Origin of the sequence: Ruegeria sp. Alg231-54 (genome assembly GCF_900143525.1) — a bacterium.
In the GTDB taxonomy this organism is placed as follows: Bacteria; Pseudomonadota; Alphaproteobacteria; order Rhodobacterales; family Rhodobacteraceae; genus Ruegeria.
In genome coordinates, this window is the sequence record NZ_FREZ01000013.1 from 50,473 (window position 1) to 76,761 (window position 26,289).

Annotated in this window: 26 protein-coding genes; 12 read left to right on the forward strand and 14 right to left on the reverse strand. The window is 58.0% G+C overall.

Going from position 1 to position 26,289, the window contains the following annotated elements; all coding sequences use genetic code 11:
• Positions 1-28: 28 nt before the first annotated feature.
• From DHN12_RS19380 to DHN12_RS19395, 4 genes are read right to left on the reverse strand one after another with little or no spacing between them, the layout of a single operon-like run.
• Positions 29-1,960 carry an ATP-binding protein gene (locus DHN12_RS19380; protein ID WP_108861654.1) on the reverse strand — a complete coding sequence of 644 codons (1,932 nt, stop codon included), beginning with the start codon at positions 1,958-1,960 and terminating at the stop codon, positions 29-31.
• A gap of 53 nt (positions 1,961-2,013) precedes the next feature.
• The gene (locus DHN12_RS19385) at positions 2,014-3,132 is read right to left on the reverse strand and encodes a hypothetical protein (protein ID WP_108861655.1); all 1,119 of its coding nucleotides are present in this window, start codon (positions 3,130-3,132) and stop codon (positions 2,014-2,016) included.
• Positions 3,129-3,446, reverse strand: coding sequence for a hypothetical protein (locus tag DHN12_RS19390; protein ID WP_108861656.1), 318 nt, complete (start codon positions 3,444-3,446; stop codon positions 3,129-3,131). The genes DHN12_RS19385 and DHN12_RS19390 overlap by 4 nt, the downstream gene beginning before the upstream one ends.
• On the reverse strand, positions 3,436-4,515 hold the full coding sequence (locus tag DHN12_RS19395; RefSeq protein WP_058276579.1) for a hypothetical protein: 1,080 nt from the start codon (positions 4,513-4,515) through the stop codon (positions 3,436-3,438). The genes DHN12_RS19390 and DHN12_RS19395 overlap by 11 nt, the downstream gene beginning before the upstream one ends.
• A 284-nt stretch (positions 4,516-4,799) precedes the next feature.
• Between DHN12_RS19395 and DHN12_RS19400 the strand changes: the two genes are divergently transcribed.
• The 3 genes from DHN12_RS19400 (at position 4,800) to DHN12_RS24495 (ending at position 9,483) form a co-directional block, all read left to right on the forward strand.
• Complete coding sequence (locus DHN12_RS19400; RefSeq protein WP_108861657.1) at positions 4,800-6,275, forward strand: NAD-dependent succinate-semialdehyde dehydrogenase; 1,476 nt, start codon at positions 4,800-4,802, stop codon at positions 6,273-6,275.
• A 128-nt stretch (positions 6,276-6,403) separates the two neighbouring features.
• Positions 6,404-8,587, forward strand: a complete 2,184-nt coding sequence (locus tag DHN12_RS19405) for an esterase-like activity of phytase family protein (protein WP_108861658.1) — start codon at positions 6,404-6,406, stop codon at positions 8,585-8,587.
• A gap of 155 nt (positions 8,588-8,742) precedes the next feature.
• Positions 8,743-9,483, forward strand: a complete 741-nt coding sequence (locus DHN12_RS24495; RefSeq protein ID WP_159090084.1) for a hypothetical protein — start codon at positions 8,743-8,745, stop codon at positions 9,481-9,483.
• 142 nt (positions 9,484-9,625) lie between these two features.
• Here DHN12_RS24495 and DHN12_RS19415 read toward each other — a convergent pair whose 3' ends face one another.
• The 6 genes from DHN12_RS19415 to DHN12_RS19440 form a co-directional block, all read right to left on the reverse strand.
• Entirely contained in the window at positions 9,626-10,093 is a 468-nt protein-coding gene (locus DHN12_RS19415) for an Hsp20 family protein (RefSeq protein WP_058276541.1), read from the reverse strand.
• 122 nt (positions 10,094-10,215) lie between these two features.
• Positions 10,216-11,031: a serine protease gene (locus DHN12_RS19420; protein ID WP_108861660.1), complete on the reverse strand. Its 816-nt coding sequence runs from the start codon at positions 11,029-11,031 to the stop codon at positions 10,216-10,218.
• Complete coding sequence (locus tag DHN12_RS19425) at positions 11,028-11,822, reverse strand: serine protease (protein WP_108861661.1); 795 nt, start codon at positions 11,820-11,822, stop codon at positions 11,028-11,030. The genes DHN12_RS19420 and DHN12_RS19425 overlap by 4 nt, the downstream gene beginning before the upstream one ends.
• Before the next feature lie 118 nt (positions 11,823-11,940).
• Complete coding sequence (glcF, locus tag DHN12_RS19430; RefSeq protein WP_108861662.1) at positions 11,941-13,257, reverse strand: glycolate oxidase subunit GlcF; 1,317 nt, start codon at positions 13,255-13,257, stop codon at positions 11,941-11,943.
• Between the two features lie 4 nt (positions 13,258-13,261).
• Entirely contained in the window at positions 13,262-14,362 is a 1,101-nt protein-coding gene (locus tag DHN12_RS19435) for an FAD-binding protein (protein WP_108861663.1), read from the reverse strand.
• A gap of 24 nt (positions 14,363-14,386) precedes the next feature.
• Positions 14,387-15,835, reverse strand: coding sequence for an FAD-linked oxidase C-terminal domain-containing protein (locus tag DHN12_RS19440; RefSeq protein WP_108861664.1), 1,449 nt, complete (start codon positions 15,833-15,835; stop codon positions 14,387-14,389).
• A gap of 80 nt (positions 15,836-15,915) precedes the next feature.
• On the opposite strand from DHN12_RS19440, the gene DHN12_RS19445 reads away from it, so the two are divergent.
• Both DHN12_RS19445 and DHN12_RS19450 read left to right on the forward strand, forming a co-directional pair.
• Positions 15,916-16,626: a DUF599 domain-containing protein gene (locus DHN12_RS19445; RefSeq protein WP_108861665.1), complete on the forward strand. Its 711-nt coding sequence runs from the start codon at positions 15,916-15,918 to the stop codon at positions 16,624-16,626.
• 35 nt (positions 16,627-16,661) lie between these two features.
• Positions 16,662-17,009, forward strand: a complete 348-nt coding sequence (locus DHN12_RS19450; RefSeq protein WP_108861666.1) for a hypothetical protein — start codon at positions 16,662-16,664, stop codon at positions 17,007-17,009.
• A gap of 3 nt (positions 17,010-17,012) precedes the next feature.
• Here the strand turns inward: DHN12_RS19450 and DHN12_RS19455 are convergent, their stop codons facing one another.
• The 4 genes from DHN12_RS19455 to DHN12_RS19470 all read right to left on the reverse strand — a co-directional run bounded on the left by DHN12_RS19455 (position 17,013) and on the right by DHN12_RS19470 (position 19,891).
• Entirely contained in the window at positions 17,013-17,498 is a 486-nt protein-coding gene (locus tag DHN12_RS19455; RefSeq protein WP_108861667.1) for a flavodoxin family protein, read from the reverse strand.
• 1 nt (position 17,499) lies between these two features.
• Positions 17,500-17,970 (reverse strand): 23S rRNA (pseudouridine(1915)-N(3))-methyltransferase RlmH, encoded by a 471-nt coding sequence (gene rlmH, locus DHN12_RS19460; RefSeq protein WP_108861668.1) that lies wholly within the window; start codon positions 17,968-17,970, stop codon positions 17,500-17,502.
• Between the two features lie 44 nt (positions 17,971-18,014).
• Complete coding sequence (rsfS, locus tag DHN12_RS19465) at positions 18,015-18,374, reverse strand: ribosome silencing factor (RefSeq protein WP_058276550.1); 360 nt, start codon at positions 18,372-18,374, stop codon at positions 18,015-18,017.
• A gap of 164 nt (positions 18,375-18,538) precedes the next feature.
• Positions 18,539-19,891, reverse strand: a complete 1,353-nt coding sequence (locus tag DHN12_RS19470) for a mechanosensitive ion channel family protein (protein ID WP_108861669.1) — start codon at positions 19,889-19,891, stop codon at positions 18,539-18,541.
• A gap of 102 nt (positions 19,892-19,993) precedes the next feature.
• Between DHN12_RS19470 and DHN12_RS19475 the strand changes: the two genes are divergently transcribed.
• The 7 genes from DHN12_RS19475 (at position 19,994) to leuB (ending at position 26,250) form a co-directional block, all read left to right on the forward strand.
• Positions 19,994-20,092 (forward strand): isopropylmalate isomerase, encoded by a 99-nt coding sequence (locus DHN12_RS19475; RefSeq protein WP_108861670.1) that lies wholly within the window; start codon positions 19,994-19,996, stop codon positions 20,090-20,092.
• Between the two features lie 52 nt (positions 20,093-20,144).
• A complete protein-coding gene (leuC, locus tag DHN12_RS19480; protein WP_108861671.1) occupies positions 20,145-21,548 on the forward strand; it encodes a 3-isopropylmalate dehydratase large subunit in 1,404 nt (467 codons plus the stop codon).
• 37 nt (positions 21,549-21,585) lie between these two features.
• Positions 21,586-22,140, forward strand: coding sequence for an HdeD family acid-resistance protein (locus tag DHN12_RS19485; protein WP_108861672.1), 555 nt, complete (start codon positions 21,586-21,588; stop codon positions 22,138-22,140).
• Between the two features lie 42 nt (positions 22,141-22,182).
• Complete coding sequence (leuD, locus tag DHN12_RS19490) at positions 22,183-22,788, forward strand: 3-isopropylmalate dehydratase small subunit (protein ID WP_108861673.1); 606 nt, start codon at positions 22,183-22,185, stop codon at positions 22,786-22,788.
• A 333-nt stretch (positions 22,789-23,121) separates the two neighbouring features.
• Positions 23,122-23,952, forward strand: coding sequence for a hypothetical protein (locus DHN12_RS19495; protein ID WP_108861706.1), 831 nt, complete (start codon positions 23,122-23,124; stop codon positions 23,950-23,952).
• The gene (locus tag DHN12_RS19500; RefSeq protein WP_108861674.1) at positions 23,949-24,980 is read left to right on the forward strand and encodes an endonuclease/exonuclease/phosphatase family protein; all 1,032 of its coding nucleotides are present in this window, start codon (positions 23,949-23,951) and stop codon (positions 24,978-24,980) included. Before DHN12_RS19495 ends, DHN12_RS19500 begins: the two co-directional genes overlap by 4 nt.
• A 166-nt stretch (positions 24,981-25,146) precedes the next feature.
• Positions 25,147-26,250, forward strand: coding sequence for a 3-isopropylmalate dehydrogenase (gene leuB / locus DHN12_RS19505; protein WP_108861675.1), 1,104 nt, complete (start codon positions 25,147-25,149; stop codon positions 26,248-26,250).
• The last annotated feature ends 39 nt before the right edge of the window (positions 26,251-26,289 follow it).

Genomic DNA, 26,289 nt, shown 5'->3' on the forward strand with positions numbered 1-26,289 from the left:
CGCCAGAAACGTTGGGTTGTCTTACTATTCAACCCTTCCCCTCCAAATACCGTCGCTTGGCCTCTTCCATCCGGCCCATCTCGCGCACCGCGTTCTCGATGGCGACCTCGTCGCTCTTGTCGGCATAGCGGAATTCGCTGTCGGCGTAGCGGTTGATCTCTTGCATCACCATCTCAACCGTGATCGGCTGGCGCAGGTCTTCGATCATGGCCTTCTTAGAGTCGTAGTCGCGGAACAGGAACAGGTCGGGGCTTTCCATCCATTCGTCGGGCAGTTCGAAATCCATTGCACGGACCTTGACCGCGTCGGTGATGTTCTTGATTGCGCGACCGGTAAAGCGCTCATCCGCCTGCTGGATTGCCTTGAGATAGGTGCCCATCTTGGCAATCGTATCCATCTGGCCGATTTCGCCGGAGACCCGGTCATAGACCTGCAGCAGAGCCTCTTCGTGCGGGCGGGAATGACTTTCGAAACTGGCAGCGACAGCCTTTTTGATTTCCTGCGCGGCATAAGCCTCGTGTTCGCCCAGCGGAATGTCGTGGTTGCGGCCCATCAGCAGGTGCAGGATGTCGATGTAATCCTCGCGCGTTTGCGGACCATCCACCAGGAACCGAGCGCCGGCCCGCTGGCGCAGAGCGTCGTCCACATTCTCGGGGTAGTTCGAGAACATACCAAAGGTGCAGTTGCCGCGCACGACGGTGTTGGCACCTGCAAAGCTCTCCATCAGCACGGCGGTGATTTCCAACTGCCCGGCCGAGGATTGCCGGTCGCCGCGTTTGCCCGCCAGTTGATCGATATCGTCGATGGTGCCGAAGCCGATGACCGAGGGGTCGATGATCGTGTTGATGAAAGCCTTGGCGTTCTGGCCAGATTTGCCTTGATAGCTGTCGATATTATCGGTGCTCAGGTTTTGATAGCGGAACGGATAGCCCGCGTTCTGGCAATAGTCGTTGATCAGCCCGGCCATCATCTGGATCAGGGTGGTCTTGCCGGTGCCCGGTTTGCCATCCCCCATAAAGGTAAAGATGAACCCGCCGAGTTCCGCGAACGGGTTCAGGCGGCGGTCGAAGTCATAGGCCATGACCATCTTGGCCAGCTTCATCGCCTGATATTTGGCGATATGGTTGCCGACCACCTCGTTCGGTTTCTTGAACATCATGGTCAGGGTGGTGGATTTGGCCTTGGAGGCCGGTTCGAACCCCCGGATCGTCAGATCATCAGCCTCGATGTGCCATGCGGCGTTCTGGAACGGGGCCAGATGGCCTGCTGACTGCGCGCGCAGCGCGGCCTTTTCCATCAGTTGCTCGGCATAGGCGCTGGTGGCGGCAATCAGGTGGGCATCGTCGGTGGCGTGTTTGGCGAGGGTCTGGTCCAGCTCCCACAGCGCGCCGTGCAGGGCGAGTTGGCCGTTGTCGGTCAGAACCTCTTCGATCTCACCAATATCAACGGTGGTTTCACCCAGATGCGAGGACATCAAGTATGCCAGCGCATTGCCAAACGTGTGCGAGGTGATCAGAGCCTCCGCCGTCAGCAGTTCCGAGAATTCGGTCTTGCGCGCGGCGGGCAAATCGCCCGCAAGGTTCGCGCGTTTCAGATCAGCCAGCGAGGTCTGCTCCGCATAGGTCTCAGCCACAGCCAAGGCGATGGCAATGGCGCGCCGGATCGCCTGCTGTGTAGTCGCCTGAGGCGGCGAGACCAGCATGTCACCATCATCCGATGCCTCGATCCGCTCGACCAGATGCACCCCATCTGTCCGCACTGTGCGCCGCGTCACCAAACCCGGCGTGGTGGACCGGAACCTACGTCCGGTCGACACCCCCGGCGACCGTTCCGTCGACGTCTCCACCGCTTTTCCAATCCGCGGCGCGTGTTCGAACCCGTTCAGCAAAGCGGTCGCGGCCGGATAATGTTTGCGAATGTCATCCTCGCGCAATTCCATTTGATCTGACGTCAAACTCATTTCAAAACCGCCCTTGCTTCATCTTTTCAAAAATACTCCCGCCGGAGGCCAAACTAATAGCGCAGCACCTGCCCGCTCTTGCTGACCACGAATTTGCGCACATCCCCAAATCCCGGTGGGTTGCGTTCAGCCAGCACCTGAAACGGGCGCTGGGGCAGAATGATTGATCGCTGAGTGCGTGTGGCCCCGGTTTCGGCCCCCTGCCCGCCGAACGGGTCCAGCGCAAAAACCTCGCGCTCGACTGTGGAAAACCACCCAGCGCGCTCTTCGATCACCTCTTCGCTTTCCAGCTCTTCGGTGGTCCAGGCCAGTGCCCAGTCCTGACCTTGCGGTGCCTGTGCGTCCTCAAGAACTTGCCGCAACGGGCCGGTTTGCTCGGTATAGGCTGAGGAATACATCGGACCCACGTGGATGCGGCGCAGGTGTTTGGGGTGCAGGTCGTCGAAATCCTGATCGAAGCCTTTGGCAATGGTCACCAATTTCAGACCGCCTAAGCTTTGCGCCATCAGATGCGCCTGCACTTCAGGCCAGCGGCGCTGGTCTTTAGGCAGGGCGGTTTTGCCGCTGTCCTCCAACTGCATCAGGTAGATGACCGGCAGGTTGATCTGGCTGTCATAGACTGCCCAATGGATCATGAACTTGCGCCGCTCGCCCTCATTTCCGATCCAGTGGCATTCGGGATCGTTGCGGGCCCAGAACAGCTGACCCTTCAGAAATTCTTCGTAATAGAGCCTTTGAGACAGAGCGAATTGCAGCTTGGTGGGGATTTCCTGATCGCCGATGATCGTCCGCACCATGTCGGTTTTCAGATCATCTTCCGAGGGCATATTCGCCAGATGCACCGGCGCCTGTTGCGCGTCATTGGCCATAGTCAGCAACTCGGCCGCCACAGGAAATCCGCTGTCACGCTTGTCCATGGCGAGGCTGCCAAAGAACCGGCCCGTATCGCGCCCGACCAGCAGGTATTTCATGGATAGCGCCCGGAAGGTGTAGAGCAGCCCCGAAAGGTAACGCGACACGATCCGCACCTCTTGTTTCGAGATCGCGCCCTCAGCCTCCATCGTCGCGGCCACGCGCAACAAGTGAACGGTGATCACCTCGAATTTTCGAAAATAGCGGCGCGAGGAGAAGGTGTCGGTTAGTCCCACATGGTCTTTAGTGGGGTCAGTCATGCATCACCGCCACCAAAACCACCTAGGTCCGGGCCAGGTGACTGACTGCCGTCGCTTTGGACATTAGTTGGCACACTGTTAATTCCTTGCGATCTGCGAAACATTCCCAGTCGATAGCCCGACCACAAAGCACCGAGAACACCAACGCCACTCAAAAGGTAAAACCCATTCGCCATCATCGTCAGAAAATAGATGAGGAAAACGAGGCCAATTGCACCCCAAACAAGCTCACCGTTCCGTTCTACCCAAGTCTTGTCTTTGTCTTGCTCTAAGAAAAATGGCATTCGCCGCAACCACTCTTTTTTACCCACCATACAAATTCTTATCATGCTTCTCGACAATCGAGGCGAACCGGCGGGCAAAGCGTTCGTCAGCCTTGGCCTTTTTTTCCAGAACGTCGCGGGCAAAAACCATGTGGTCCTCATGCGCCTCGAGCATGTCGGCCATTTTCTGGTTGGTCGCGGTGCCGATGGCGGCCATCGCCGTTTGCGCCTCTTGGTCCGTCTGCACGCCGATCTCGTTGATGCGGTGGGCCACGTCCTGCTGCTGCGCGGTTTTCAGCGATTTGGTCAGGGCGTCATACAGTACCACGCGTTGTTGCGTGTCTGTTTGCAGCTTGTTGATCAGCACCATCTGCGTCGCGGCCTGGTTCTGTAGGGAGTCGACCCAGGTCTTGCCCTTTTCGATGTAGCGTTCCAGCGTTTGTGACTTGGCCAGCTTTACCTGCTCTTCCTGAACCTTGGCATTGTATTGCTTGTTCAGCTCGGCCAGTTCGGTTTCCAACTGGGTCCGCGCGGCTGCGTCCTGTTCGACACTGATCTTGTTTTCCAGAGTTATGATCGTCGGATCCATATCCTGAATCTCGGCCCGCAGCGCCTCCAACTCGGCCACGGTAGCCTCGCGGTCGTCCAGCGTGCCGGTCAGGTTTTCCTCGACCTTCACCCGCTGTTCTTCCAACACGGATAGCTGCCCTTGCAGCAATTGAACGATTACGTCGGATTTGGCGATCAGGTCCTGCAGCTTGTCGTCGATATTGGCGGTGCGCATGCGTTCCTGCCGCATCGACTCGGATTTTCCTTTCGAGAAAATGCCGACAAACGTCTCCCACCCGGACTTCGAGCGCATCTCGTCGAAATCCTTGGAAAAGGCGCTGGTGACGTCGTCCAGACCCATAATCAGCTCGGCGATATTTGCGTTCATCACCTCGGTATGGGCGTGCACGTCCTCAAGCGTGGCGTTTTCGATGTCGATGTCGGCCTCGGCAGAGCCGATCTTAGAACGCGCGGCTTCAATCCGGGATGTCAGCCCTTCGATCTGAGACTGGCTTTCGCGCACTTTTTGCTGCGTTTCCTCAATCAACGCATCAAACTGCTGGTTCGACATCTGTCCTATTCCTTTTTTTAATTATGCACCCAACAAGATAGGAGATGTTACGATCATTTACATCCCCTTGGGCATCCAATCCTGTCGAACTTTGGCAAACTCCGCCAAAAAAAGATAGGCGGGTTGACACTTTGGCCTCAGATCGCATGAATGCGCCCCGGTAGGCAAAAAACGTCACGTTTACCATACGAAAACTGGATTGATCTGACCCCACGGGTGGCCATAGACAATCCGGGAGGCACATGTTTGAGTGCTAACAAATTTTTATTGCCGGAGGCTGACCCATGCTGGACGCGACAACCGACCTGAAATCAATCCTGAAGAACCCCGATCTGCTTGTAACCAAAGCCTATATCGGCGGTCAGTGGGTCGACGGGGACAATGGCACTTTTGCCGTGACCAACCCGGCGCGCGGCGACGTCGTAGCCGAAGTCGCAGACCTGAGCCGTGCGCAGGTCGCCGGCGCGATCGCACAAGCTGAGGCCGCGCAAAAGGAATGGGCCAAGCTGACCGGCAAGGAACGCGCCGTGATTCTGCGTCGCTGGTACGACCTGATGATGGAAAACGCCGAAGATCTGGGCAAGATCCTGACCGCCGAGCAAGGCAAGCCGCTGGCCGAGGCCGTTGGCGAGATCGGCTATGGCGCGTCGTTCATCGAGTTCTTCGGCGAAGAGGCCAAGCGCGTTTATGGCGAGACGATCCCGGGCCATCAGCGCGACAAGCGGATCATGGTGCTGAAACAGCCGATCGGTGTTGCGGCCTCGATCACGCCGTGGAACTTCCCCAATGCGATGATCACCCGCAAGGCGGCTCCGGCGCTGGCGGCAGGCTGTGCATTCGTCGCACGTCCAGCCAAGGAAACACCGCTGTCCGCATTGGTCATGGGCGTTCTGGCCGAACAGGCTGGCATCCCGGCTGGTGTGTTCAACGTATTGCCGTCCTCCAGCGCCAGCGAGATTGGCAAGGAGTTCTGCGAAAACCCCGGCGTGCGCAAACTGACCTTCACCGGCTCGACCGAAGTGGGTCGCATCCTGCTGAAACAGGCGGCCGATCAGGTCATGAAATGCTCGATGGAACTGGGCGGCAACGCGCCATTCATCGTGTTTGACGATGCCGATCTGGATGCGGCTGTCGAAGGCGCGATGATGTGCAAGTTCCGCAACAACGGCCAGACCTGCGTCTGCGCCAACCGCATCTATGTGCAGGCGGGCGTGTACGATGAATTCGCGACCAAACTGAAAGCCGCTGTCGAGGCGCTGAAAATCGGTGATGGTCTGGCTGAGGGCACAACAACCGGCCCGCTGATCAACGCCGAAGCAGTGGTCAAGGTCGAAGAGCACATCAAAGACGTCACCGACAAGGGCGGCGCGGTTCTGACCGGCGGTCTGCCGCACGATCTGGGCGGCACCTTCTTCCAGCCCACCATCGTGACCGGCGTGACGCAGGACATGATGGTCGCACAGGACGAGACCTTTGGCCCGCTGGCCCCGCTGTTTAAGTTCGAAGACGAAGACGATGTGATCGCAATGGCCAACGATACGATCTTTGGTCTGGCCTCTTATTTCTACGCCAAAGACCTCAGCCGGGTCTACAAAGTGGCCGAGGCTCTGGAATACGGCATCGTTGGTGTGAACACCGGTATCATCTCGACCGAGCTTGGCCCGTTTGGCGGCGTCAAACAGTCCGGCCTGGGCCGCGAAGGCAGCCATCACGGCATGGAAGACTATCTTGAGATGAAGTACGTCTGCCTGTCGGTCTGATCTGAAAAGGCCCCGGTGTACCGCGCCGGGGCCATTACGTTTGTCACAAAACTGCAAACAAACCGTCACATCCCTGCAATGACCCGCGTTCATCCCCCTCTCATCCAAGTGAGAGAGGATACCACCCGATGTCATTGCGCTGTGTCTGCCTGACATCTGCCCTTGCCCTGACCGCCGGTCAGGCAGCGGCAGAAATGAATTTCAACCGAATTGCGTCTTTCCCCGTCGTCAAAAACATGGCCGAGGGGGCGGATACCACCCGCGAAACCTCGCCCGAGATCATCGCGGCGACAGCGGACGGCATGACGCTGATCTATACCGACAGCCCACTGGGCATGATTGGCATGGTCGACATCACCGACCCTGCGAACCCGACGCCTCTGGGTGCGATGGAGGTGGGTGGAGAGCCGACGTCGGTTGGGATTGTTGGCACGACGGCTTTTGTGGGCGTGAACACTTCGGAAAGCTATACCGCCCCATCGGGCAAGCTGATCTCGGTCGACATTGCGGGCAAAGCCGAAACCGGTGCCTGTGACCTGGGCGGTCAGCCCGACAGCGTCGCCATTGCTCCCGATGGCAGCTTTGTCGCCGTGGCGATCGAGAACGAGCGCGACGAAGACCTGAACGATGGCTTCATCCCGCAGCTGCCAGCTGGTTCGTTGGCGCTGGTGCCGTTGATTGAAGGTGCTCTGGATTGCGCAGGCATGAAGATGGCCTCGCTGACCGGGCTGTCGGAGGTTGCGCCTACTGACCCAGAACCGGAATTCGTGGACATCAATGATCTGGGTGAAACAGTAGTAACCTTGCAGGAGAACAACCACATCGCGGTCGTCGACAAGGATGGCGACGTGGTCAGCCATTTCTCCGCAGGCGCGGTCGATCTGGAAGGCATCGATGCCACCGACGAACGCGGTGCGCTGATCTTCACCGAAAGCCAGCCGGGCCGTTTGCGTGAGCCTGATGCGGTGAAATGGATCGACGACACCCATTTCGCCACCGCCAACGAAGGCGACTATCAGGGCGGTTCGCGCGGCTGGACGATCTTCCACAAGGACGGCACCGTTGTTTACGAGAACGGCACCGACTTCGAGAAGGCCATCATTCAGATCGGTCACTATCCCGACAAACGCTCGGACGCCAAGGGCGTAGAGCCGGAAAGCGTGACCGCCGCCACCTTTGGCGGTACGCCGATGATCTTTGTGGGCGCCGAACGCGCCTCGGTCGTGGGTGTTTATGACGCCACCGATCCGGCCAACCCGGTTCTGAAACAGCTGCTGCCCTCAGGTGTTGGCCCCGAAGGTTATGTTGCAATCCCGGAACGCAACCTGCTGATCTCGGCCAATGAAAAGGACCTGATCGAAGACGGTGGCCCGCGTGCGCACGTGATGATCTACGAATATCAGGACGCCCCGGCCAGCTATCCGCATCTGACGTCCGCAGGCACAGATGAGCTGATCGGCTGGGGCGCGCTGTCCGGTCTGGTGGCAGATGAGGACGGCATGATCTATGCGGTGAACGACAGCTTCTACGGCTTCCAGCCTTCGATTTTCAAGATCGACCCCAGCCAGAAACCGGCCCGCATTGTGGATGTGATCCGCATCCACCGTCAAGACGGCAACCCGGCGCAGAAACTAGACCTGGAAGGCATCACGCTGGACGGTAAAGGCGGGTTCTACGTCGCCTCCGAAGGCCGCACCGACCGTGTTATCCCGCATGCGATTTACCACGTGTCCGCTGATGGCCTGATCAAGGATCGCAAAGGCGAGATCGGCCTGCCACTTGAGCTCATGGCGGTCGAAAAGCGCTTTGGGTTTGAAGGCATCACCCGCGTTGGCAAAACCCTGTGGATGGCCGTTCAGCGCGAATGGAAGGACGACCCTGAAAACCACGTGAAACTGGTGGCCTACAACCTTGAGACCAAAGAATGGGGCGCGGTGCACTATCCCAAAGCGGACCCGGAAAAAGGATGGGTCGGTCTGTCGGAAATCGTGGCCTTTGGTGACCATGTCTATGTCATCGAGCGCGACAATCAGCATGACCACCGCGCGGTGACCAAAAAGGTCTACCGCATACCGCTTTCTGACATGACCCCGGCCCAACTGGGCGGCCCCCTGCCCGTGGTTAGCAAGCAAGAAGTCCGCGACCTGCTGCCCGACCTGACCTCGACCGGTGGTTACGTTCTGGACAAGATCGAAGGTCTGGCCATTCTGCCCTCGGGCGAGGCGTTTGTGATGACCGACAATGACGGCGTCGACGATGCCTCGGGTGAGACGATGTTCTGGTCGATCGGGTCGGTGACTGGTGGGAACTAAACTCAACAGGAAAAACACAGAAGGACCCCGCACGAAATTGTGCGGGGTCATTTAACTTCAGACGTCAGATTTGAGCCCTTCTACGACATAGGTTTATCAGAGCAACGTGAAACGCTTTGCTTGAATCTTTAGTATGGGTTTTCTACTTTGAGTGGATGCGGAATGTAATCCTCCGAACCACCTCGATAGTCGTCGGCATACTCGCTTTGGTACCCGCCACGTCCCGATCAACCGCTGGAATCTACGACCCACCCAGTTTCGAATCTTCACCGTTCATTTGCCCTTTGGATCGGTCGGAAGACCTAACACTATTCCTTGAATTTGAACCGGGAGAAGAGAGAGTTCGTCTTAGCATTCCACGCGGTTATTTCGATCCTCGACTAAAGTTACGGGACAACACGACGCGGGAAGGCCAGGTTTTGCGGGTTCACGGCGAGAGCTTCACGCCCTGGCCACCTGAGTTCCTGCCAAAACGTCAGGAGGGGCCCTATGTCGGCATGTTGTTGACCGACTACATCCCGATGGATGATCTTGCAGTACATCATGCCACCCTCGTTCGTGGGTACACAGCCACTGATGTGCCCGAGCTTTATGCAGTCGAGTCGATACTTGGGCTGGAAACGCTGGTGTCTGATGCGCCGCCGTTCCGAGATCCAGAAACCAGCGCCTATAGCGATACAGAGTTGTATATTTCCCGCAACTCCAACGGTCAAATCACCGACGTGATAACGTGCAAAAAGCCCGGTTCAGTCCCGTATCCGGGCTGTCGGCATTACATGGAGTCACCGCTGGTCGACTTCGATATCGATTATTCCCTGAAGCTTCTACCCCATTGGCAGCACATGTTGCGCAATGCGCGAGCGATCGTGTCCTGCATAACCTCAAATTTCTTATAGAAGGCTTCCTTTAAAGGTCCGTTTTGTCCGCATAGCGGACATCCCGGTACAACAAAAAACAACGCCCCGCGTCTGGAGGAACGCGGGGCGTATGGTGCGATAATCCAGAGAGGAACGATTATCGCGGCGTATAGCGGTCGCCTTAGTTCACGGCTTTGGCGTCTACCACGTCCTTTTCAATGGCATTGGCCGAAGAAATCTCAATCCGGCGCGGTTTCAATGCCTCGGGCACTTCGCGCTTCAGGTCGATGTTCAGCATGCCGTTTTCATGGCTCGCGCCGATGACACGCACGTGATCAGCCAAAGCAAAGCGGCGTTCGAAGGCGCGGGTGGCAATGCCACGGTGCAGATAGCTGCGCTCTTTGTCCTCGGCGGCTTTCTTGCCAGCAACGATCAGGGCGTTTTCTTTCATCTCGACCGACAGGTCATTTTCCGAAAAACCGGCGACTGCAACCGAGATGCGATAAGTGTCGGCATCGGTCTTTTCGATGTTGTAAGGCGGGTAGCTCGGCTGAGCCACATCATTGGTCAGCACGCGATCCATCATGTCGGCGATCTGGTCGAAACCAACGGTGGCACGGTGCAGGGGTGCAAAATCAAAACTACGCATGTGTCATATCCTCATATCAGAGCGATCTGTGTTCTGCCCTCCGTTCGGACGGGCATCTGGTTGATACGGGCCCCATTCGTGGCGACCCGATACAGTTCACATGGGTAGCAGTTTGACCGAGTTCAACCCCCGCCCGAGCTGATGAATTTCGCGCCGGAATTCGACTTGCCGGACCCGACCTGCAACCGGCGGATCGTTGCCTGTGGACGCGGGGCATCGCGCCGTAAGTCCGCCTTGAGTTCGGCAACGATTCCAGACAGTTCCATCCCGTATCCGGCCACACGACCCCCGTAGGTTCCGATCGCTGAGACAACTGACAGGATCTGCCAGCGCGGGCCATTTCTGGCCAGCAATGCCGAACCGGACGAGCCAAAAGTGATGTCGCAGTTGAAGGTAATCAACCCTTGCTGGCGACCCAGGATACGGCAGGATCTTTCCCGCGTGATCGCCTCGGACCGGCCGCGCCCGTAGGAGGCCAGGCTGACCTCGGTTCCGGCAACGCGCCCCTTATGCAACGCAAACGGATTGGCGATTGAATAGGGGATAGGCTGTTCCAAACGCATCAGCGCAACGTCAGCGCGGACAGTATCCGGTGACAACGGGGCATTGCTGACATATTCCGGGTTCACGGCAATCTGCATGACTTTGCGATCTGCCAGCGCCTCACCATGGCTCAAACCGGCGCGAAACGTCACCTTTCCCGGCTCGTAGGGTTTGCCGCTGGCCTTGTCCACCGCACAGTGCGCAGCAGTCAAAACCAGATCCTGCGCAATCAGGGTGCCGGTGCAAAACCCCTGATCGCCTACGTCCAGACGTCCAACCGCCTCCCATCCGAAAAGGTCATCGCGGTCCGTCAGTTTACGCTTGGCGGTCTGGGCGTAAGTTGCAGAAGCGGAAATTGAAAGAAACAAAAGAAAATTCAGAAAAAAGCGACTCATGGTTTTATGAACCTTGCTCCAATATTGCGGCGTGTCCCTCCTTGGGAGGAAGATACGCCAAATCCGCGGCCAGCCGACAATTCTGCCTGCAGCAGCTCCAATGAATCTTCGACCGCGGTGCCGACGGCCACGCGCTGCCCGTTGAATTCGGCCTTGGCTGCGACGACCGAAACGATGCGCGGCCGGTCCCCTTCAAAGGAAAAGACCGGTGCGCCCGACGACCCGAACTCGACGTCACAGGACAACACCAAAACGTTGGATGTGCGCGTCATGACCGAGCACACTTCTTGCAACGAGGGAGCCTCGGCCCGATCCTGCGCGTAGGACACGACCCCCACTTCGGCACCTCGGGCCGGACGGTCTCCGGTCTCGAACGGAATTACGCTCGTATTGCGGATCGGTTGCCACAGCTCGATCAGCGCGATGTCATTGTACAGCCGCGAGGCCGATGCCTCGGTGCTGTATTCGTAGTCCGGGTGAACAACAGCGCGACGTGCGGCCCGATAGGCCGATGCACGCCCAAGACGCCAGGCGGCCAGAAACTCGACCTCTGCGAGGTCAACCCGCTGACCGGTCACCTTATCGAACAGACAATGAGCGGCCGTTAAAACCTGTGTCGGAGAAATCAGCGTCCCGGTGCAAAACCCGGCGCCGTCCCTGATGTCCAGGCGCCCGACTGCCATCCACGCGCGTCCCGCATCGGTGGTGTCCAGGCTTTTCAACCCGGTATCCTGGGCTGCGGCGGATAACGGCGTCAAAGCCAGCGCCAATGCTGTGATCCAGTTTCGCAAACGGCACTCCGGCTTTGCTGTTGACGTATTTTCCTACGTCTCCGGTGCGGCAAAAATAGGGCGATGACGCCCGCGCCCGTTTAACGTGGCGAGTGGTGCGCAGTTGCATCAGCATGGTTTATCTAAGGACCGGAACCTCAGGTTTGGCTGGTTCACGCAATGCCCGCGGCACCGGCCCGCCGGTTGCCCAGTCCAAAAGCTCGACCGTATGCAGAACGGGAGTGTCCGTGCCAGAGCCGATCTGCATCATACATCCGATATTGCCCGCAGCGATCACGTCCGGCTTTTTGGCTTCCAGCGTTTTGATCTTGCGGTGCTTCAGCTTGCCCGAAATCTCTGGCTGCATCAGGTTGTAAGTCCCCGCGCTGCCGCAGCACAGGTGGCTATCTGCCGGCTCTAACACGGGGAAACCAGCCTGTTTCAGCAGGTTTTTGGGGTGCGTTTTGATCTTTTGACCGTGCTGCAAAGAACAGGCTGCATGATATGCAACGGTCAGGCCCTTGTTTTCGCCCTGTGGCAACTCCAGCTGGATCAGCAGTTCGCTGATATCCATTGCAATCGACGACACCCGCGCCGCGTCTTCGGCCATGGGATCATTTCGAAACAGATGGCCATAATCCTTGACCGTCGTACCGCAGCCCGAGGTGTTGATGACGATGGCGTCCAGCCCATCGCCGTTCATTTCTGCGTTCCAGGCCCTGATATTGGCTTTAGCGGCCTCATAACTTTCGCGGGTCTTGCCCATATGATGGGTCAGCGCGCCGCAGCACCCTGCGCCTTCGGCCACGACGACCTCGCATCCCATCCTTGTCAAAAGTCGAATAGTTGCGTCGTTAATGTCAGTATTTAAAGCTTTTTGCGCACAACCCGTCAGCAGTGCAACACGCTTGCGCTGCGGTCCTTTAGCCGGAAATCTCTGCGGGTCGTCATTGCGACTAACGGGCGGGATATGTTTGGGTGCCATGTCTAGCATGGCGCGCAACCGGGCGTCGGGCATCAGAAAGCGGAATGGCCGCCCCAGCTTCGCCCCGATCAAAGCCCAGCGGAACCGCATCGGATAAGGCAGAATCTGTGCCAGCACCCAACGCAATGCACGATCCGAGAAGGGGCGTTTATAGTTCTCTTCGATGTATTCCCGCGCGTGATCGACCAGATGCATGTAGTGCACGCCCGATGGACACGTGGTCATACAGGCCAGGCATGACAGGCAGCGGTCGATATGTTTGACCGTTTTCTCATCCGGCACACGCTCGTTTTCAAGCATGTCCTTGATCAGGTAGATGCGCCCCCGTGGACTATCCAATTCGTCCCCCAGCACCTGATAGGTTGGGCATGTGGCTGTACAAAACCCACAATGGACGCAGTTTCGCAGGATTTCATTTGATCTTTGGATCGCGGGATCTTGCAACTGCTTTTCGGTGAATGTCGTCTGCATCGGCTTACCCCATCAACCCCGGATTAAACAAACCGCGGGGGTCGAATCTTTGACGAATACCATTGGTTAGAGCCGCAATTCCGAGCGCCTCCGGTTGAAAACGCCCCAATTCGGCCAGTGTTTCGGACCCTGCCCGCACGATGTTTGCGTGACCGTCAAACGCGCCTAATTGCGCCCGCAGATCAGTACCAACCGGCACCAAGGCCCAGATCAACCCGCCGCCCCAATCAAACAACGTCCGCTCTGCCCGGATGCGCGCAACGATGTCCGGCGCATCCGAGGGTTTGACCGTAATGCGCCAGACATCACCGCTTTGTTCGTGGAAACCGGCTGAATCACGCAGGTCGACCCACAATGTGTCGGGCTGGTCAAGTTCGGCAACCTCGCCGAAACCAGACAGTAGGGATTTCAGTTGATCCGACCGGTATGTCACCGAACCCGCAAATCCTTCGAGGCGCAGTAAGGCGCACCCCATGTCCGGGTCGTACGCCGCTCCGCTGACTTCAAAAGGGGATTTCAATGCGGCGGACAGCGCTGCAATTGCGGTGGTCACATCGGGTACCTGAACAGACAGCGTTGCCGAGACTTCGGGCTTGGGCAGTACCTTCAACGACACTTCGGTCAAAACACCCAGAGTGCCCCAGGATCCCGCCATCAGCTTGACCAGATCATAGCCGGTGACGTTCTTCATGACCCGGCCGCCATTCTTGACGACCTGCCCCATGCCATCGACATAGCGCACGCCCAACAGAAAATCGCGGCATGCCCCTGCCTGTACCCGCCGGGGCCCTGATATGTTGGCCGAAACAACGCCGCCTATAGTCGGTGTTCCACTGGTTCCCAGCAGTCCGCGGTGATCCATCGGCTCAAAGGCCAATTGCTGACCTTCTGCATCTAACGCGGCCTCGATCTCTCCAACCGTCGTGCCGGCCTTCGCCACCAGCGTCAGCGCGCCGGGTTCATACAGCGTGATCCCGGTCAGCCCGCTGGTTTGAATCGCCATGTCCGGCCCCGCGACGCCACGCGTACCGCCCCCGGTAATTCGCACTGGTTCATCTAACCCGGACACCATCTCGGCCAGTTCGGCTTCTGTCTTTGGTTTCATGGCAATTCTTCTTTGTTAGAGCCGTTATTCAGCAGCGATCCGCGCGATGCGTCGAGATTCAGACGCCTGCAATGGGAACACCTTGGCGGGGTTTAGCAACCACTTTGGATCGAACACGTCCTTTACGGCCATTTGCGCCTCAAGATCCGCAGGCGCGTATTGGTGGGACATCAGATCGCGCTTTTCGATCCCAACCCCGTGCTCACCTGTAAGGCAACCACCCACGTCTACGCAAAGCTTCAGGATATCAGCTCCGAACGCCTCGCATTTCTCAAGATCACCGGGTTTGTTGGCATCGAACAGGATCAACGGGTGCATGTTGCCATCGCCTGCATGAAACACGTTGCCGACCGGCAAGCCGTATTCTTCGCTCATTTCACCAATCCGGCGCAGCACTTCCGGCAAGGACGACACCGGGATCGTGCCGTCCAGACACATGTAGTCGTTCAACTGCCCCATCGCACCAAAGGCCGACTTGCGCCCCAGCCAGATTTTCGCGCTTTCTTCGGCCGACTGGCTTTCGCGCAGTTCGACCGGATTGTGGCGCTTGGCGATTTCGATGATCTTTGACAACTGAGAGTCCATCTCGGCCTCGGACCCTTCGACCTCGACAATCAGCAAAGCGGTGCAGTCGGGGTAACCGGCATGGGCGAAATTTTCACAGGCTTGGATGCACAGTGTGTCCATGAATTCGATCGCAACCGGCAGGATGCCCGACTTGATAATGTTCGAGACGCATTGCCCGGCAACTTCGTTATCATCAAAACCCATTAATACAGGCCGGGCACCTTCAGGTTTGCGCAGGATACGAAGCGTAGCTTCGGTCACGACGCCCAACTGCCCTTCAGACCCGCAGACGACTCCCAACAGGTCCAAGCCGCCAGAGTCCAGATGTGCGCCGCCAATCTCGACCACGCTGCCATCCATCAGCACCATCTTTACGCCCAACAGGTTGTTGGTGGTCACACCGTATTTTAGACAATGCGCCCCGCCTGAGTTCATGGCGATGTTCCCAGCAATGGCGCAGGCGAGCTGTGAGGACGGATCTGGCGCATAGAAGAAGTCGTCTTCCTCGACCGCACCGGTCACGCTCAGGTTCGTGCGGCCCGATTGAACGCGAATGAAGCGGTTGTCATAGTCGACCTCCAGCACCTCGTTCATCCGGGCGACTCCAAGGATGACGCAATCCGCTGTTGGCAACGCGCCACCTGCCAAGGAAGTGCCCGACCCGCGCGGAACCACTGGAACGCCTTCCTCGTTGCAAATGCGTAGAACGTCCGAGACCTCTTGCGTGGTCGACGGCAGCACCGCCAGCATCGGAGGGCACCTATACGCCGTCAGTGCGTCGCATTCATAAGCACGTGTCTCGGACGGCTCGTGAATAACCGCCTCTTCGGGCAAAACTTGCAACAAACGTTGAAGAACCACGGCCTTGCGGCGCAGAACGTCAGGATTTGGCGTTGGCATTTCCATGGCTGATCCTCCATTTGGTAAAATAATATTACCAATTTCTCCATCTGGCAAGTTCTCATGTCTGGCCCTAAGGTCGCCGCATGACGTGGATTGATCGGGCACAACTTTTTTCACCGCTGGACTATGCGGCAATTGCCGTGCTGCTGATTGCTTGGCTCTGGATCGGGTGGCGGATCGAAAATCCCTCCCCTACCAAGAGCTCTGTCACGATGATGATGGATGACTATCGTCGAGAGTGGATGCGGGAAATGGTCACTCGACAGCCCCGAATGTTCGACGCGCAGGTGGTCGCGGCGATGCGGCAGGGCAGTACGTTCTTTGCCTCGACCACGATGATCGCCATCGGGGGCGGATTGGCCCTGCTGGGCAATACCGAAAGTCTTGCCGGCGTCGCCAATGATCTGGCCATCGGCAGCGCACCGGCCATGGTGTGGGAGATCAAAATCCTGATCATCATTCTGCTTCTGGCCAATGCATTCCTGAAATATGTCTGGGCGCACCGGTTGTTTGGCTATTGCGCGGTTCTGATGGCCTCGGTGCCCAATGAACCATCGGACCCACAAGCCTATCCGCGCGCAGCACAGGCAGCCGAGATCTGCGTCACCGCGGCGCGCAGCTTTAACCGCGGTTTGCGCGTGACTTATTTTGCCCTGGCATCCGTTGCCTGGATACTTGGCCCCGTGGCGCTGTTGTTGGGCACGGCGATCACATTTGGCGTTCTATACCGGCGCGAGTTTGCGTCGCATTCCCGGCTGGTCCTGCTGTCCCAACCGCGCGACACGGATTCGTGATCGCGAAGACGACGGACACAGCCTAGGATCGCCTCATGCGGTATTTGATTCTCAGCCTTTTTCTCGCCAGCCCAGCGCTTGCCGACCCTTCTATGATTGAAAACGTGGCGGCCAGCCAAAGCGGCGACACGTGGCGATTCGACGTGACGATCCGACATCCCGATACCGGGTGGGATCACTATGCCGATGGCTGGCGTGTTCTGGACATGGACGGCAATGAACTGGGTATGCGCGTATTGCATCACCCGCATGAGAATGAGCAGCCTTTTACACGCTCACTATCCGGGGTGGCGATTCCAGATGGCGTGTCTCAGGTTCAGATTCAGGCGCGGTGCAGTGTCGATGGCTGGGGTGACGAGACGACGTTGGTCACACTGAACTGATCTTCAGAACACACCCAGCGCCAGACCCGCACCCAACGCAGCCCCAATATCACGGCACTCATCCAGTTGGTTTTGCGGGATGGTCTTTTCGGCCAGAATAGCCTCGGGCGTTTGCGCATGGGTACAGATGATTAGCGGCAACTGAACCTCTTTCAAGCGCCAACCAGTGGCGATCCGCGCAGTTTGGCGGGCCGCATTCTCGCCATCAGACCCGGCACAGATCATCTGGGCATAGGGCCGTCCTTCGATCTTGCCCAGCACAGGATAGTAGCAGCGATCAAAGAACTCTTTCATCAAACCTGAAATCGCGGCCAGATTCTCGGGCGCGCAGAAGATAAACCCATCCGCGGCCAGCAAATCCTCAGGGGTCGCCTGATCTGCAGTTTTCAGAACCGTTTCTGCTTCGTCCCGCGCTCCAGCCGCGGCGGCTTGGGCCATTTGACGGGCTCCGCCAGTGCGCGAATGGTAGACAATCAGAAGCTGCGCCATGTCAAACCCGGTGATAGGGACCGCCCGACAGGATGGTCGCGGCCCGGTAAAGTTGCTCGGCCAGCATCACACGGACCAGCATATGCGGCCAGACCATCGACCCGAATGAGATGGAAAAATCGGCCTCGGCCCGCAGATCAGGGTCTATTCCGTCCGCACCGCCAATGATCAATGCCAGATCCTGCCGCCCGGCATCGCGCCAGCCACCCAGTTTCTTGGCAAAATCAGGCGAGGACATCACCCGCCCGCGTTCATCCAACGTGCAGATCACCGCGCCCTTGGGCAGGGCCTTGCGCAGCAACGCGGCCTCGGCGCCCATGCCTGCGTTTTTCTTGTCTTCGACCTCAACAACGCGCGCAGGACCAAGGCCCAGCGCGCGGCCGGTCCGGTCAAATCGGGTCAGATAATCGTCAAGCAGGGTCTTCTCCGATCCGGCACGCAATCGCCCGACCGCAAAAATGCTTATACGCATATTTCTCTCGCCTCCGGCCTGTTAATGCAGGCCGGGATGGCGCCTCAGTTGGCTGAGGCGCTGCCGCCCTGAGGCAGCCACATCTTTTCCAGCTGATAGAATTCACGCACTTCGGGGCGGAAGATATGGACGATCACGTCGCCCGTATCGATCAGCACCCAGTCGCCGGCATCCTTGCCTTCGACCTTCGAGGTGAAACCGAATTCCTGCTTGATGCGATCCGTCAGCTTTTCCGCCATGGCCGAGACCTGACGTGTCGAACGCCCGGACGCAATGACCATGTGATCCGCGACAGACGACTTGCCTTGCAGGTTGATCTGCACGACATCTTCGGCCTTGTCATCGGAAAGTGAGGAAAGGATACGTTCAAGCAGCTTGTCGCTGATTGACTGAGAGTGGGCCATTACATTGGCCCCATCATCGGCGGGCAAACCCGCCTGTGTATGTAGAGACAGGACATAGTCCTCCTTTGTTGCGCGCCGCCAAACCCCGGCGCAGGGGTACTAATAAGGTAACAAGGGGAATGCAACATTTCAATGAACGGGCGCTTTTGCGGCCGCACGGGTGCTCACTCTTTGGCGATCTGTTGCGAGTCTGCGCCGTCGGGCAGCAGCCGGACCTCGCGCTGGGGGAAAGGAATCGATATCCCCTCGGCCTTGAAAGCGTCCCAAAGGGCGAGGTAAACATTGCCCCTGATATTGGTAAGCCCCTTGGTCGGATCGCTGATCCAGAACCGCAGCACATAGTCCACGCTGCTGTCGCCGAACCCGGTTATATGGCAGACCGGCTCACGTGAACCGCCGCTGAGAACACGTTTCACCGATTTAACTGCCCGGATCGCGGTTGCGCGCACCTGATGCGGGTCGTCGTCGTAACTGGTGCCAAAGTCCAGATCCAGACGCACATAACGGTCCGAATGCGACCAGTTCACCACCTGATTGGTGATCAAGTCTTCGTTCGGGATCAGGTATTCACGCCCATCCCGCGTGACCACCGATACATACCGCGCGCCCAGCGCGTTGATCCATCCGAATGTGTCACCCAACGAGATCACGTCGCCCGGTTTGATCGAGCGGTCCATCAGGATGATGATCCCGGAAATCAGGTTCGACACAACTTTTTGAAGACCAAAACCGATGCCCACGCCGATCGCGCCTGACAACAGCGCGATGCCAGTCAGATCAAACCCAAGCGTGCGGATGGCCGCCATAAAGACAGCTCCGTACAGCAGAACTTGAATGCCTTTGGCCAACAGAACCTGCATCGAAGGCGTGATGTCGTCGTTCCTCTGCAATCCCCGCTCGGCCGTGCGGGTCCCGATGCGGGCCAACGTCAGCAGCACGCCGATCAGCAAAGCGGCCTTGAGAATCCCTAGGGCCGAGATGTGCAGATCACCGATGGAAATCGCCACGCCGTCCAGAAACTCGGCCACATCATCCGTCAAGTTCAGCGCAACCAGTGTTGCATAGACCCACATTGCCCATTTGAAGATCCGCCGCAGCGTACGGTTGCGGACAAGTCGCGCCACCAGAGCGATCGCCAGCCAAGCGGCGGCCAATGTCGCGATCACGCCGATAATGTAACTGTGCGACGGCCAGGTCACATTCTGCATGAACAGGTACAGCGTCCAGGACAACAAAACGAAATAGACCAGTGTTAGGCGCTGCATCAGCTGAACCAGAGTGCGCAGCCGCCATTTGGGCCAGCCGGTGCGGGCACGTGCCCAGGCTTCCCACCGGTTTTGCGTCACCAGTTTGAGCACATATGCCAAAGCCCACAGGGCGAGGATGATGATCAACTGGTGCCGCCGCCAACCCGGCGTGACGATCAGATCGACAAGTTTGCCGAACTGCACGGAAAACCCCGCGACCATGTTTTCATAGAGTTCCGACAGCGAGCTGGGGATCAGGTCTTGGTTCATACAGGTCTCCTGACCCGCAACTTGGACAGCAACTCGGGGTGATGCAAGCCCGAGGCCGGATTGAACCTTGATTGACGGGCACACGCGATATATCTGAGGCCCATGAGAGTCTATTTGGCCCCTGCTCCGACACTGCAAGACCGCACGCGCCTGCGTGAACGGTTCTTTGGGGCCGCCCGCACGGTTCTGGCCCGCCTATAAGCGGCGCCCAGCCACTCGCCAGCTATTTCTCATTAAATACGGGAGAGGACCGATGTCCCCCAAAACACTCTATGACAAGATCTGGGATGACCATGTCGCGCACGAAGCCGATGATGGCACCTGCCTGCTTTATATCGACCGCCATCTGGTGCACGAAGTCACCAGCCCGCAAGCCTTTGAAGGGCTTCGCATGGCGGGTCGTCCGGTGCGCGCACCGGAAAAGACCATCGCCGTGCCGGATCACAACGTTCCGACTACAGCGGATCGCGTAAACGGGATCGAAAACCCCGAGTCGCGCATTCAGGTCGAAGCACTGGATAAGAACGCCAAGGATTTTGGTATTCACTATTACCCGGTGAATGACGTTCGTCAGGGCATCGTGCACATCGTCGGCCCCGAACAGGGCTGGACCCTGCCCGGCATGACCGTTGTTTGTGGTGACAGCCACACGGCCACCCACGGTGCGTTTGGTGCATTGGCCCACGGCATCGGCACGTCCGAGGTTGAACATGTTCTGGCCACGCAAACCCTGATCCAGAAGAAATCCAAGAACATGAAGGTGGAAATCACCGGCAAACTTCAGCCGGGTGTGACCGCCAAGGATATTACGCTGGCTGTCATTGGTGAGACCGGCACAGCCGGCGGCACCGGCTATGTCATCGAATATTGCGGCGAAGCGATCCGCGATCTGTCGATGGAAGGTCGCATGACAGTTTGCAACATGGCGATCGAAGGCGGCGCCCGCGCCGGCCTGATCGCGCCGGACGAGACCACCTATGAATATGTCAAAGGCCGTCCCCACGCGCCGAAAGGAGCCCAGTGGGAAGCAGCACTGACATGGTGGAAAACGCTGTTTACCGACGATGACGCGCATTTCGACAAGGTCATCACCCTGCGCGGCGAAGATATCGCACCTGTCGTGACCTGGGGCACCAGCCCCGAGGACGTTCTGCCGATCACCGCAACTGTACCGAACCCCGAAGATTTTGAAGGTGGCAAGGTCGACGCAGCCCGCCGCTCGATCGAGTACATGGGTCTCGAAGCCGGTCAAAAGCTGAGCGACGTCGAGATCGACACGGTGTTTATCGGATCCTGCACAAATGGCCGCATCGAAGACCTGCGCGCCGCGGCCGAGATCCTGAAGGGCAAAAAGGTCAAGGACGGCATGCGTGCCATGGTCGTGCCAGGTTCGGGCCTGGTTCGGGCGCAGGCCGAAGAAGAAGGTCTGGCCGAGATTTTCAAGGATGCCGGTTTCGAATGGCGTCTGGCCGGATGTTCAATGTGTCTGGCGATGAACCCTGACCAGCTGCAGCCGGGCGAGCGTTGTGCAGCGACCTCAAACCGCAACTTCGAAGGCCGTCAGGGCCGGGGCGGACGTACCCATTTGCTGAGCCCTGCAATGGCTGCCGCTGCGGCAATCACAGGACGGCTGACAGACGTGCGTGAATTGATGTAAGGTCCCATCACATCTAGATATTTGAGGGATTGAAAACATGAGTGACTGGGTCAAATGGCTCCTGCTGGGGCTTCTGTCCATAGCGTTCGGTATCTTTGTACTGGGCGCGCCAGTTGTGGCGTCTGTCGCCGTGACAGTGGTAACCGGTGTGTTGCTACTGATCTCGGGCGCGCTGCAAGTTTTTGGCGGCTTTACGGTTGAAGGCACCGGCAACAAAATTCTGTCACTCATCATGGGTGCGGTGATGCTGTTTCTGGGCTGGTCCTTTCTGGATCACCCGCTGCAGGGAACCCTGACACTGGCAACCGTGATGCTGATCCTGTTCATGGCAGGCGGCATCGCGCGGGTCATTCTGTCGTTCCAGATGAAAGGAACACAGTTTTTCTGGCCCACGATGATCTCGGGCATCTTGTCGATCGTCCTCGCGGGCATCATCTGGACATATGTGGGAAGCGATCCTCAGGTGCTGCTGAGCATTCTAGGTATCTTCCTGGGCATTGAGATGCTGTTCAACGGGTTCGGCCTGGTCTTTATGGCGTTCTTCATCCGGAACGCACCCAACGACGCAACAACAGAAGCGAAACAAGCTTAAACGCGGGACACGGGCGCGGCCCTCTCTCGCAGGAGTGTAGACATGGAAAAGTTTGACAAAGTCCACGGGGTGGCCGCCCCAATGCCGCTGATCAATATCGATACCGATATGATCATTCCGAAAGTGCATCTGAAAACCATCAAACGGTCCGGCCTTGGTGTCGTGCTGTTTGATGAGATGCGCTACCATCAACATGGTGGCGAAAACGAAGACTTCGTGCTGAACAAACCCGCCTATCGTCAGACAGAGATTCTGGTTGCCGGTGACAATTTCGGCTGCGGCTCGTCGCGCGAACACGCGCCCTGGGCGATCAAGGATTTCGGCATCAAGGTTGTGATCTCGACCAGCTTTGCCGACATCTTCTTTAACAACTGCTTCAAGAACGGCATCCTGCCCATCGTGGTCGAAGAAGCACACCACGCGATCCTGATGGAAGATGCGCATAAAGGCGAAAACGCCCGCATGACCGTGCATCTGGAGGATCAGCAGATCACCACCTCGGATGGCGTTGTGATCGAGTTCAGCGTCGACCCACATCGCAAGCATTGCCTGCTGAATGGTTTGGACGATATCGGTCTGACGATGGAGAAAGATCACCACATCGACAAATTCGAGGATCACGCAAGCCAGGCCCGCCCCTGGGTGTGATTCCAAGAACGAATCTGTGGATACTCAACCTATCGGGGTCGCCTGGGCGACCCCTTTCGCGTTCTTGGGGTTGGGATCTAAGCAACCACAACATGTAGCTGTAGCTCCCCACTACACGTCGAATTTGCGACAAGAATGATGCAAAGGGGCACCAGTTTTGCCATCATTTTGCCCAAAATCACATGTTTTCTGCACCTTGGCTTGAGCGGATTGTCGCTGATCGTCAATGTTGGCGATAATGGAGGTCTCCGGCAATAAATACGCCGGATGCAAGATGGGACGAAGCCGTCAAAGAAAAAGAAACGGTCAATCCGTTTTGAAAGGGTTTGGATAGTGATTGCGCGCACAACAGGGGCGGCGATTCGGGGATTATTGGTCGCACTAATGGTGCTGACACCTGCGTTGTACCTGCCTGTAACGTCTACGAATGGGACCGAGATAGTCGTCTTTCTCGCCATTCTCGCGTTTTTCCTGACGTTCGCTGAATACAACTCTGCCTTTCCCAGCTTTATCGAATTCCGCGATGCACCGCCTGTGAACCGTTTGCGCTTTGTCGGACTGATGTCGATGGTCACCTTCCTGACGTTGATCTGCAAAAATGCGTATACGCCGACCGGCCTGACGACGACCTTCTATTCCTTCGGCGTGGGTGTCGCGAATGTGGTCGACTTTCCCTATTCGCCAGTACGGCTGATCATCCTGATGCTGCCGACTGATGCAAGTGCGCCCCTGATCGAACTTGTCCGTATTTCTGCCAGCGTCGCGTATGTCGCTGCTTTGGTTACGATCGCCAGCTTTGCCTACGCGATAAAAGTGCGCGGTTGGCCGACCGGAAACGGCGCCTTCAATGTCTGGACCAATCTTCCGCTGTTCGACCCGACCAAAGGCGGTGACGTGGTCACCCGCCTGCAGCGCGACGGACGGCTGAACATTTGCATCGGCATTCTGCTGCCGTTCCTGATCCCGGCCCTGATCAAATTGTTGACTGACTATGCCGATCCGATCTCTCTGAGCAATCCTCAGACCCTGATCTGGACGCTCAGCGCCTGGGCCTTCCTACCGGCCAGCATGATCATGCGTGGCATGGCGACCCTGCGCATTGCCAATCTGATCGTCGAAAAACGGCGCGCCTATTCCACTGCCGAGTCCACCCAAACCGCATGATCCGCATCCTGATCCTGCTGCTGTTGCCCGTTGTGGCGCAGGCAGAGACGATCCGTATTGCCACCTACAACACAGAACTCAGCCGCGATGGCCCGGGGTTACTGTTGCGGGATATTCGCCGCGGTGACGGTCAGGTGATGGCGGTTGTTGCAGTTTTGGCGGCAACCCGCCCCGATATCATTGCGTTGCAGGGGATCGACTGGGATTTCGAGGGGCTGGCGCTGGCGGCGCTGGAAAACCAGTTGCGCGAGGCCGGATTGGACTATTCTTACACTTTCGCAGCCCAACCAAATTCCGGCCTGGAAACGGATCTTGATCTGGACGGAGATGGTCGAACCCACGGCCCAGGTGACGCGCAAGGTTGGGGTCGCTTCACTGGACAAGGTGGGCTGGCCGTGATGTCCCGTTATCCCATCGCTTCGGATCAGGTTCAGGACCTGTCCAACCTGCTATGGCTTGAACTGCCCGGCGCTGAACTGCCTCGACATGACGCAGGCCCCTACCCGTCAGAACAGGCGCAGAACGTTCAGCGCCTCTCATCCGTGGCGCATTGGATTGTGCCCATTGAAACTCCGGCGGGGCAGTTGGATTTGATAACCTTCCACGCCGCGCCCCCGGTGTTTGACGGGCCAGAGGATCGCAATGGATTGAGGAACAAGGACGAGATCCGCCTTTGGTCCGCAGTCATGGATGGGGAAGTCGGGCGCAAACCCGATCGGCTGTTTGTCATCGCGGGTGACGCCAATCTGGACCCAGCGCGAGGTGATGGACGCAAAGAGGCGATCCGAGAGTTTTTGAACGACCCCCGCCTTCAGGACCCTTCACCCGAAGACCCCTTAGGCGATTTGACAACGGTGGTTTGGAAAATGGTTGGTCCGATGCGGGTCGACTACGTTCTGCCATCAATCTATTGGCAGGTTGCGGACTCCGGGGTGCACTGGCCCGCCGCAGACACCGAAGAACGCAAAACTGCCGAAAGCGCCAGCCGTCACCGGTTAATCTGGGTCGACCTGATACTGCCTCGCTAATACGGCCCTTTGCGCCATGATCTGGCCTGCAAAGCAGACCTGACGCAGTTTTCAGACGCTAACGGAAACAAACCTGTATTTTCCTTGCCGTCAGGCGGGATCGTCTCATTGACCCGATGCCGCGCAGACGCTAGGGCCTGTGCTGTAAAACGCAAGGAGATCCTTCATGTCCAACCCCTCGCTCCTCATCCTGCCCGGAGACGGAATTGGCCCCGAAGTCATGGCCGAAGTGCGCAGAGTCATCGACTGGTTCGGTGCGAAACGCGGCCTGGAATTCGACGTGAGCGAGGATCTGGTCGGTGGTGCCGCTTATGACGCGCATGGCAAGCCCCTGTCGGACGAAACGATGGCCAAAGCGCAAGAGGTTGACGCGGTTCTGCTGGGTGCTGTTGGCGGCCCGAAATACGACGATCTGGATTTCAGCCTCAAGCCCGAGCGCGGCCTGCTGCGCCTGCGCAAGGAAATGGACCTGTATTCCAACCTGCGTCCTGCACAGTGCTTTGACGCGTTGGCTGATTTCTCGTCGCTGAAGAAAGACATCGTTGCCGGCCTCGATATCATGATCGTGCGCGAGTTGACCTCGGGCGTCTATTTCGGCGAGCCGCGCGGCATCTTCGAGGAAGGCAATGAGCGTGTTGGCATCAACACCCAGCGCTATACCGAATCTGAGATCGAGCGCGCCGCGCGCTCAGCCTTTGAACTGGCAATGCGCCGGAACAAAAAGGTCTGCTCGATGGAGAAGGCCAACGTAATGGAATCGGGCATCCTGTGGCGCGAAGTTGTGAACCGTGTGGCCAAGGATTACCCCGAGGTCGAGCTGAGCCATATGTATGCCGACAATGGCGCGATGCAGCTGGTGCGTGCGCCCAAGCAGTTCGACGTCATCCTGACCGATAACCTGTTTGGCGACATCCTGTCGGACTGTGCCGCGATGCTGACCGGCTCGCTGGGAATGCTGCCGTCGGCCTCGCTGGGTGCTCCGATGGCGAATGGCCGCCCCAAAGCGATGTACGAACCCGTCCATGGTTCGGCCCCGGATATCACCGGTCAAGGCAAGGCAAACCCGATCGCCTGTATCCTCAGCTTTGCCATGGCCCTGCGCTACAGCTTTGATCAGCTTGAAGAAGCAGATCGTCTTGAAGCCGCGATCGAGAAAGTGCTGGCCGACGGTGTTCGCACCGGCGATCTGCTAGCCGATGAAGGTGTCACACCGGTTTCGACCACGGAAATGGGCGACGCCATTTTGGGTGCTCTTGACGACAGCCTCTGATCAGACCCGCATTCAATTAAAAAGGCGGTGCACAGCGCA

Excerpts from the sequence above, each read along its gene's own strand:
- glcF (WP_108861662.1), bottom strand. The coding sequence starts at position 13,257 with ATGCAGACGACATTCACCGAAAAGCAGTTGCAAGATCCCGCGATCCAA.
- leuB (WP_108861675.1), top strand. The coding sequence starts at position 25,147 with ATGTCCAACCCCTCGCTCCTCATCCTGCCCGGAGACGGAATTGGCCCC.
- rsfS (WP_058276550.1), bottom strand. The coding sequence starts at position 18,374 with ATGGCCCACTCTCAGTCAATCAGCGACAAGCTGCTTGAACGTATCCTT.
- DHN12_RS19470 (WP_108861669.1), bottom strand. The coding sequence starts at position 19,891 with ATGAACCAAGACCTGATCCCCAGCTCGCTGTCGGAACTCTATGAAAAC.
- DHN12_RS24495 (WP_159090084.1), top strand. The coding sequence starts at position 8,743 with ATGCGGAATGTAATCCTCCGAACCACCTCGATAGTCGTCGGCATACTC.
- DHN12_RS19385 (WP_108861655.1), bottom strand. The coding sequence starts at position 3,132 with ATGACTGACCCCACTAAAGACCATGTGGGACTAACCGACACCTTCTCC.
- DHN12_RS19405 (WP_108861658.1), top strand. The coding sequence starts at position 6,404 with ATGTCATTGCGCTGTGTCTGCCTGACATCTGCCCTTGCCCTGACCGCC.
- DHN12_RS19500 (WP_108861674.1), top strand. The coding sequence starts at position 23,949 with ATGATCCGCATCCTGATCCTGCTGCTGTTGCCCGTTGTGGCGCAGGCA.
- DHN12_RS19420 (WP_108861660.1), bottom strand. The coding sequence starts at position 11,031 with ATGAGTCGCTTTTTTCTGAATTTTCTTTTGTTTCTTTCAATTTCCGCT.
- leuC (WP_108861671.1), top strand. The coding sequence starts at position 20,145 with ATGTCCCCCAAAACACTCTATGACAAGATCTGGGATGACCATGTCGCG.
- DHN12_RS19400 (WP_108861657.1), top strand. The coding sequence starts at position 4,800 with ATGCTGGACGCGACAACCGACCTGAAATCAATCCTGAAGAACCCCGAT.
- DHN12_RS19415 (WP_058276541.1), bottom strand. The coding sequence starts at position 10,093 with ATGCGTAGTTTTGATTTTGCACCCCTGCACCGTGCCACCGTTGGTTTC.
- DHN12_RS19445 (WP_108861665.1), top strand. The coding sequence starts at position 15,916 with ATGACGTGGATTGATCGGGCACAACTTTTTTCACCGCTGGACTATGCG.
- DHN12_RS19395 (WP_058276579.1), bottom strand. The coding sequence starts at position 4,515 with ATGTCGAACCAGCAGTTTGATGCGTTGATTGAGGAAACGCAGCAAAAA.
- DHN12_RS19485 (WP_108861672.1), top strand. The coding sequence starts at position 21,586 with ATGAGTGACTGGGTCAAATGGCTCCTGCTGGGGCTTCTGTCCATAGCG.
- DHN12_RS19450 (WP_108861666.1), top strand. The coding sequence starts at position 16,662 with ATGCGGTATTTGATTCTCAGCCTTTTTCTCGCCAGCCCAGCGCTTGCC.
- leuD (WP_108861673.1), top strand. The coding sequence starts at position 22,183 with ATGGAAAAGTTTGACAAAGTCCACGGGGTGGCCGCCCCAATGCCGCTG.
- DHN12_RS19380 (WP_108861654.1), bottom strand. The coding sequence starts at position 1,960 with ATGAGTTTGACGTCAGATCAAATGGAATTGCGCGAGGATGACATTCGC.
- DHN12_RS19435 (WP_108861663.1), bottom strand. The coding sequence starts at position 14,362 with ATGAAACCAAAGACAGAAGCCGAACTGGCCGAGATGGTGTCCGGGTTA.
- DHN12_RS19390 (WP_108861656.1), bottom strand. The coding sequence starts at position 3,446 with ATGGTGGGTAAAAAAGAGTGGTTGCGGCGAATGCCATTTTTCTTAGAG.
- DHN12_RS19475 (WP_108861670.1), top strand. The coding sequence starts at position 19,994 with ATGAGAGTCTATTTGGCCCCTGCTCCGACACTGCAAGACCGCACGCGC.
- rlmH (WP_108861668.1), bottom strand. The coding sequence starts at position 17,970 with ATGCGTATAAGCATTTTTGCGGTCGGGCGATTGCGTGCCGGATCGGAG.
- DHN12_RS19440 (WP_108861664.1), bottom strand. The coding sequence starts at position 15,835 with ATGGAAATGCCAACGCCAAATCCTGACGTTCTGCGCCGCAAGGCCGTG.
- DHN12_RS19455 (WP_108861667.1), bottom strand. The coding sequence starts at position 17,498 with ATGGCGCAGCTTCTGATTGTCTACCATTCGCGCACTGGCGGAGCCCGT.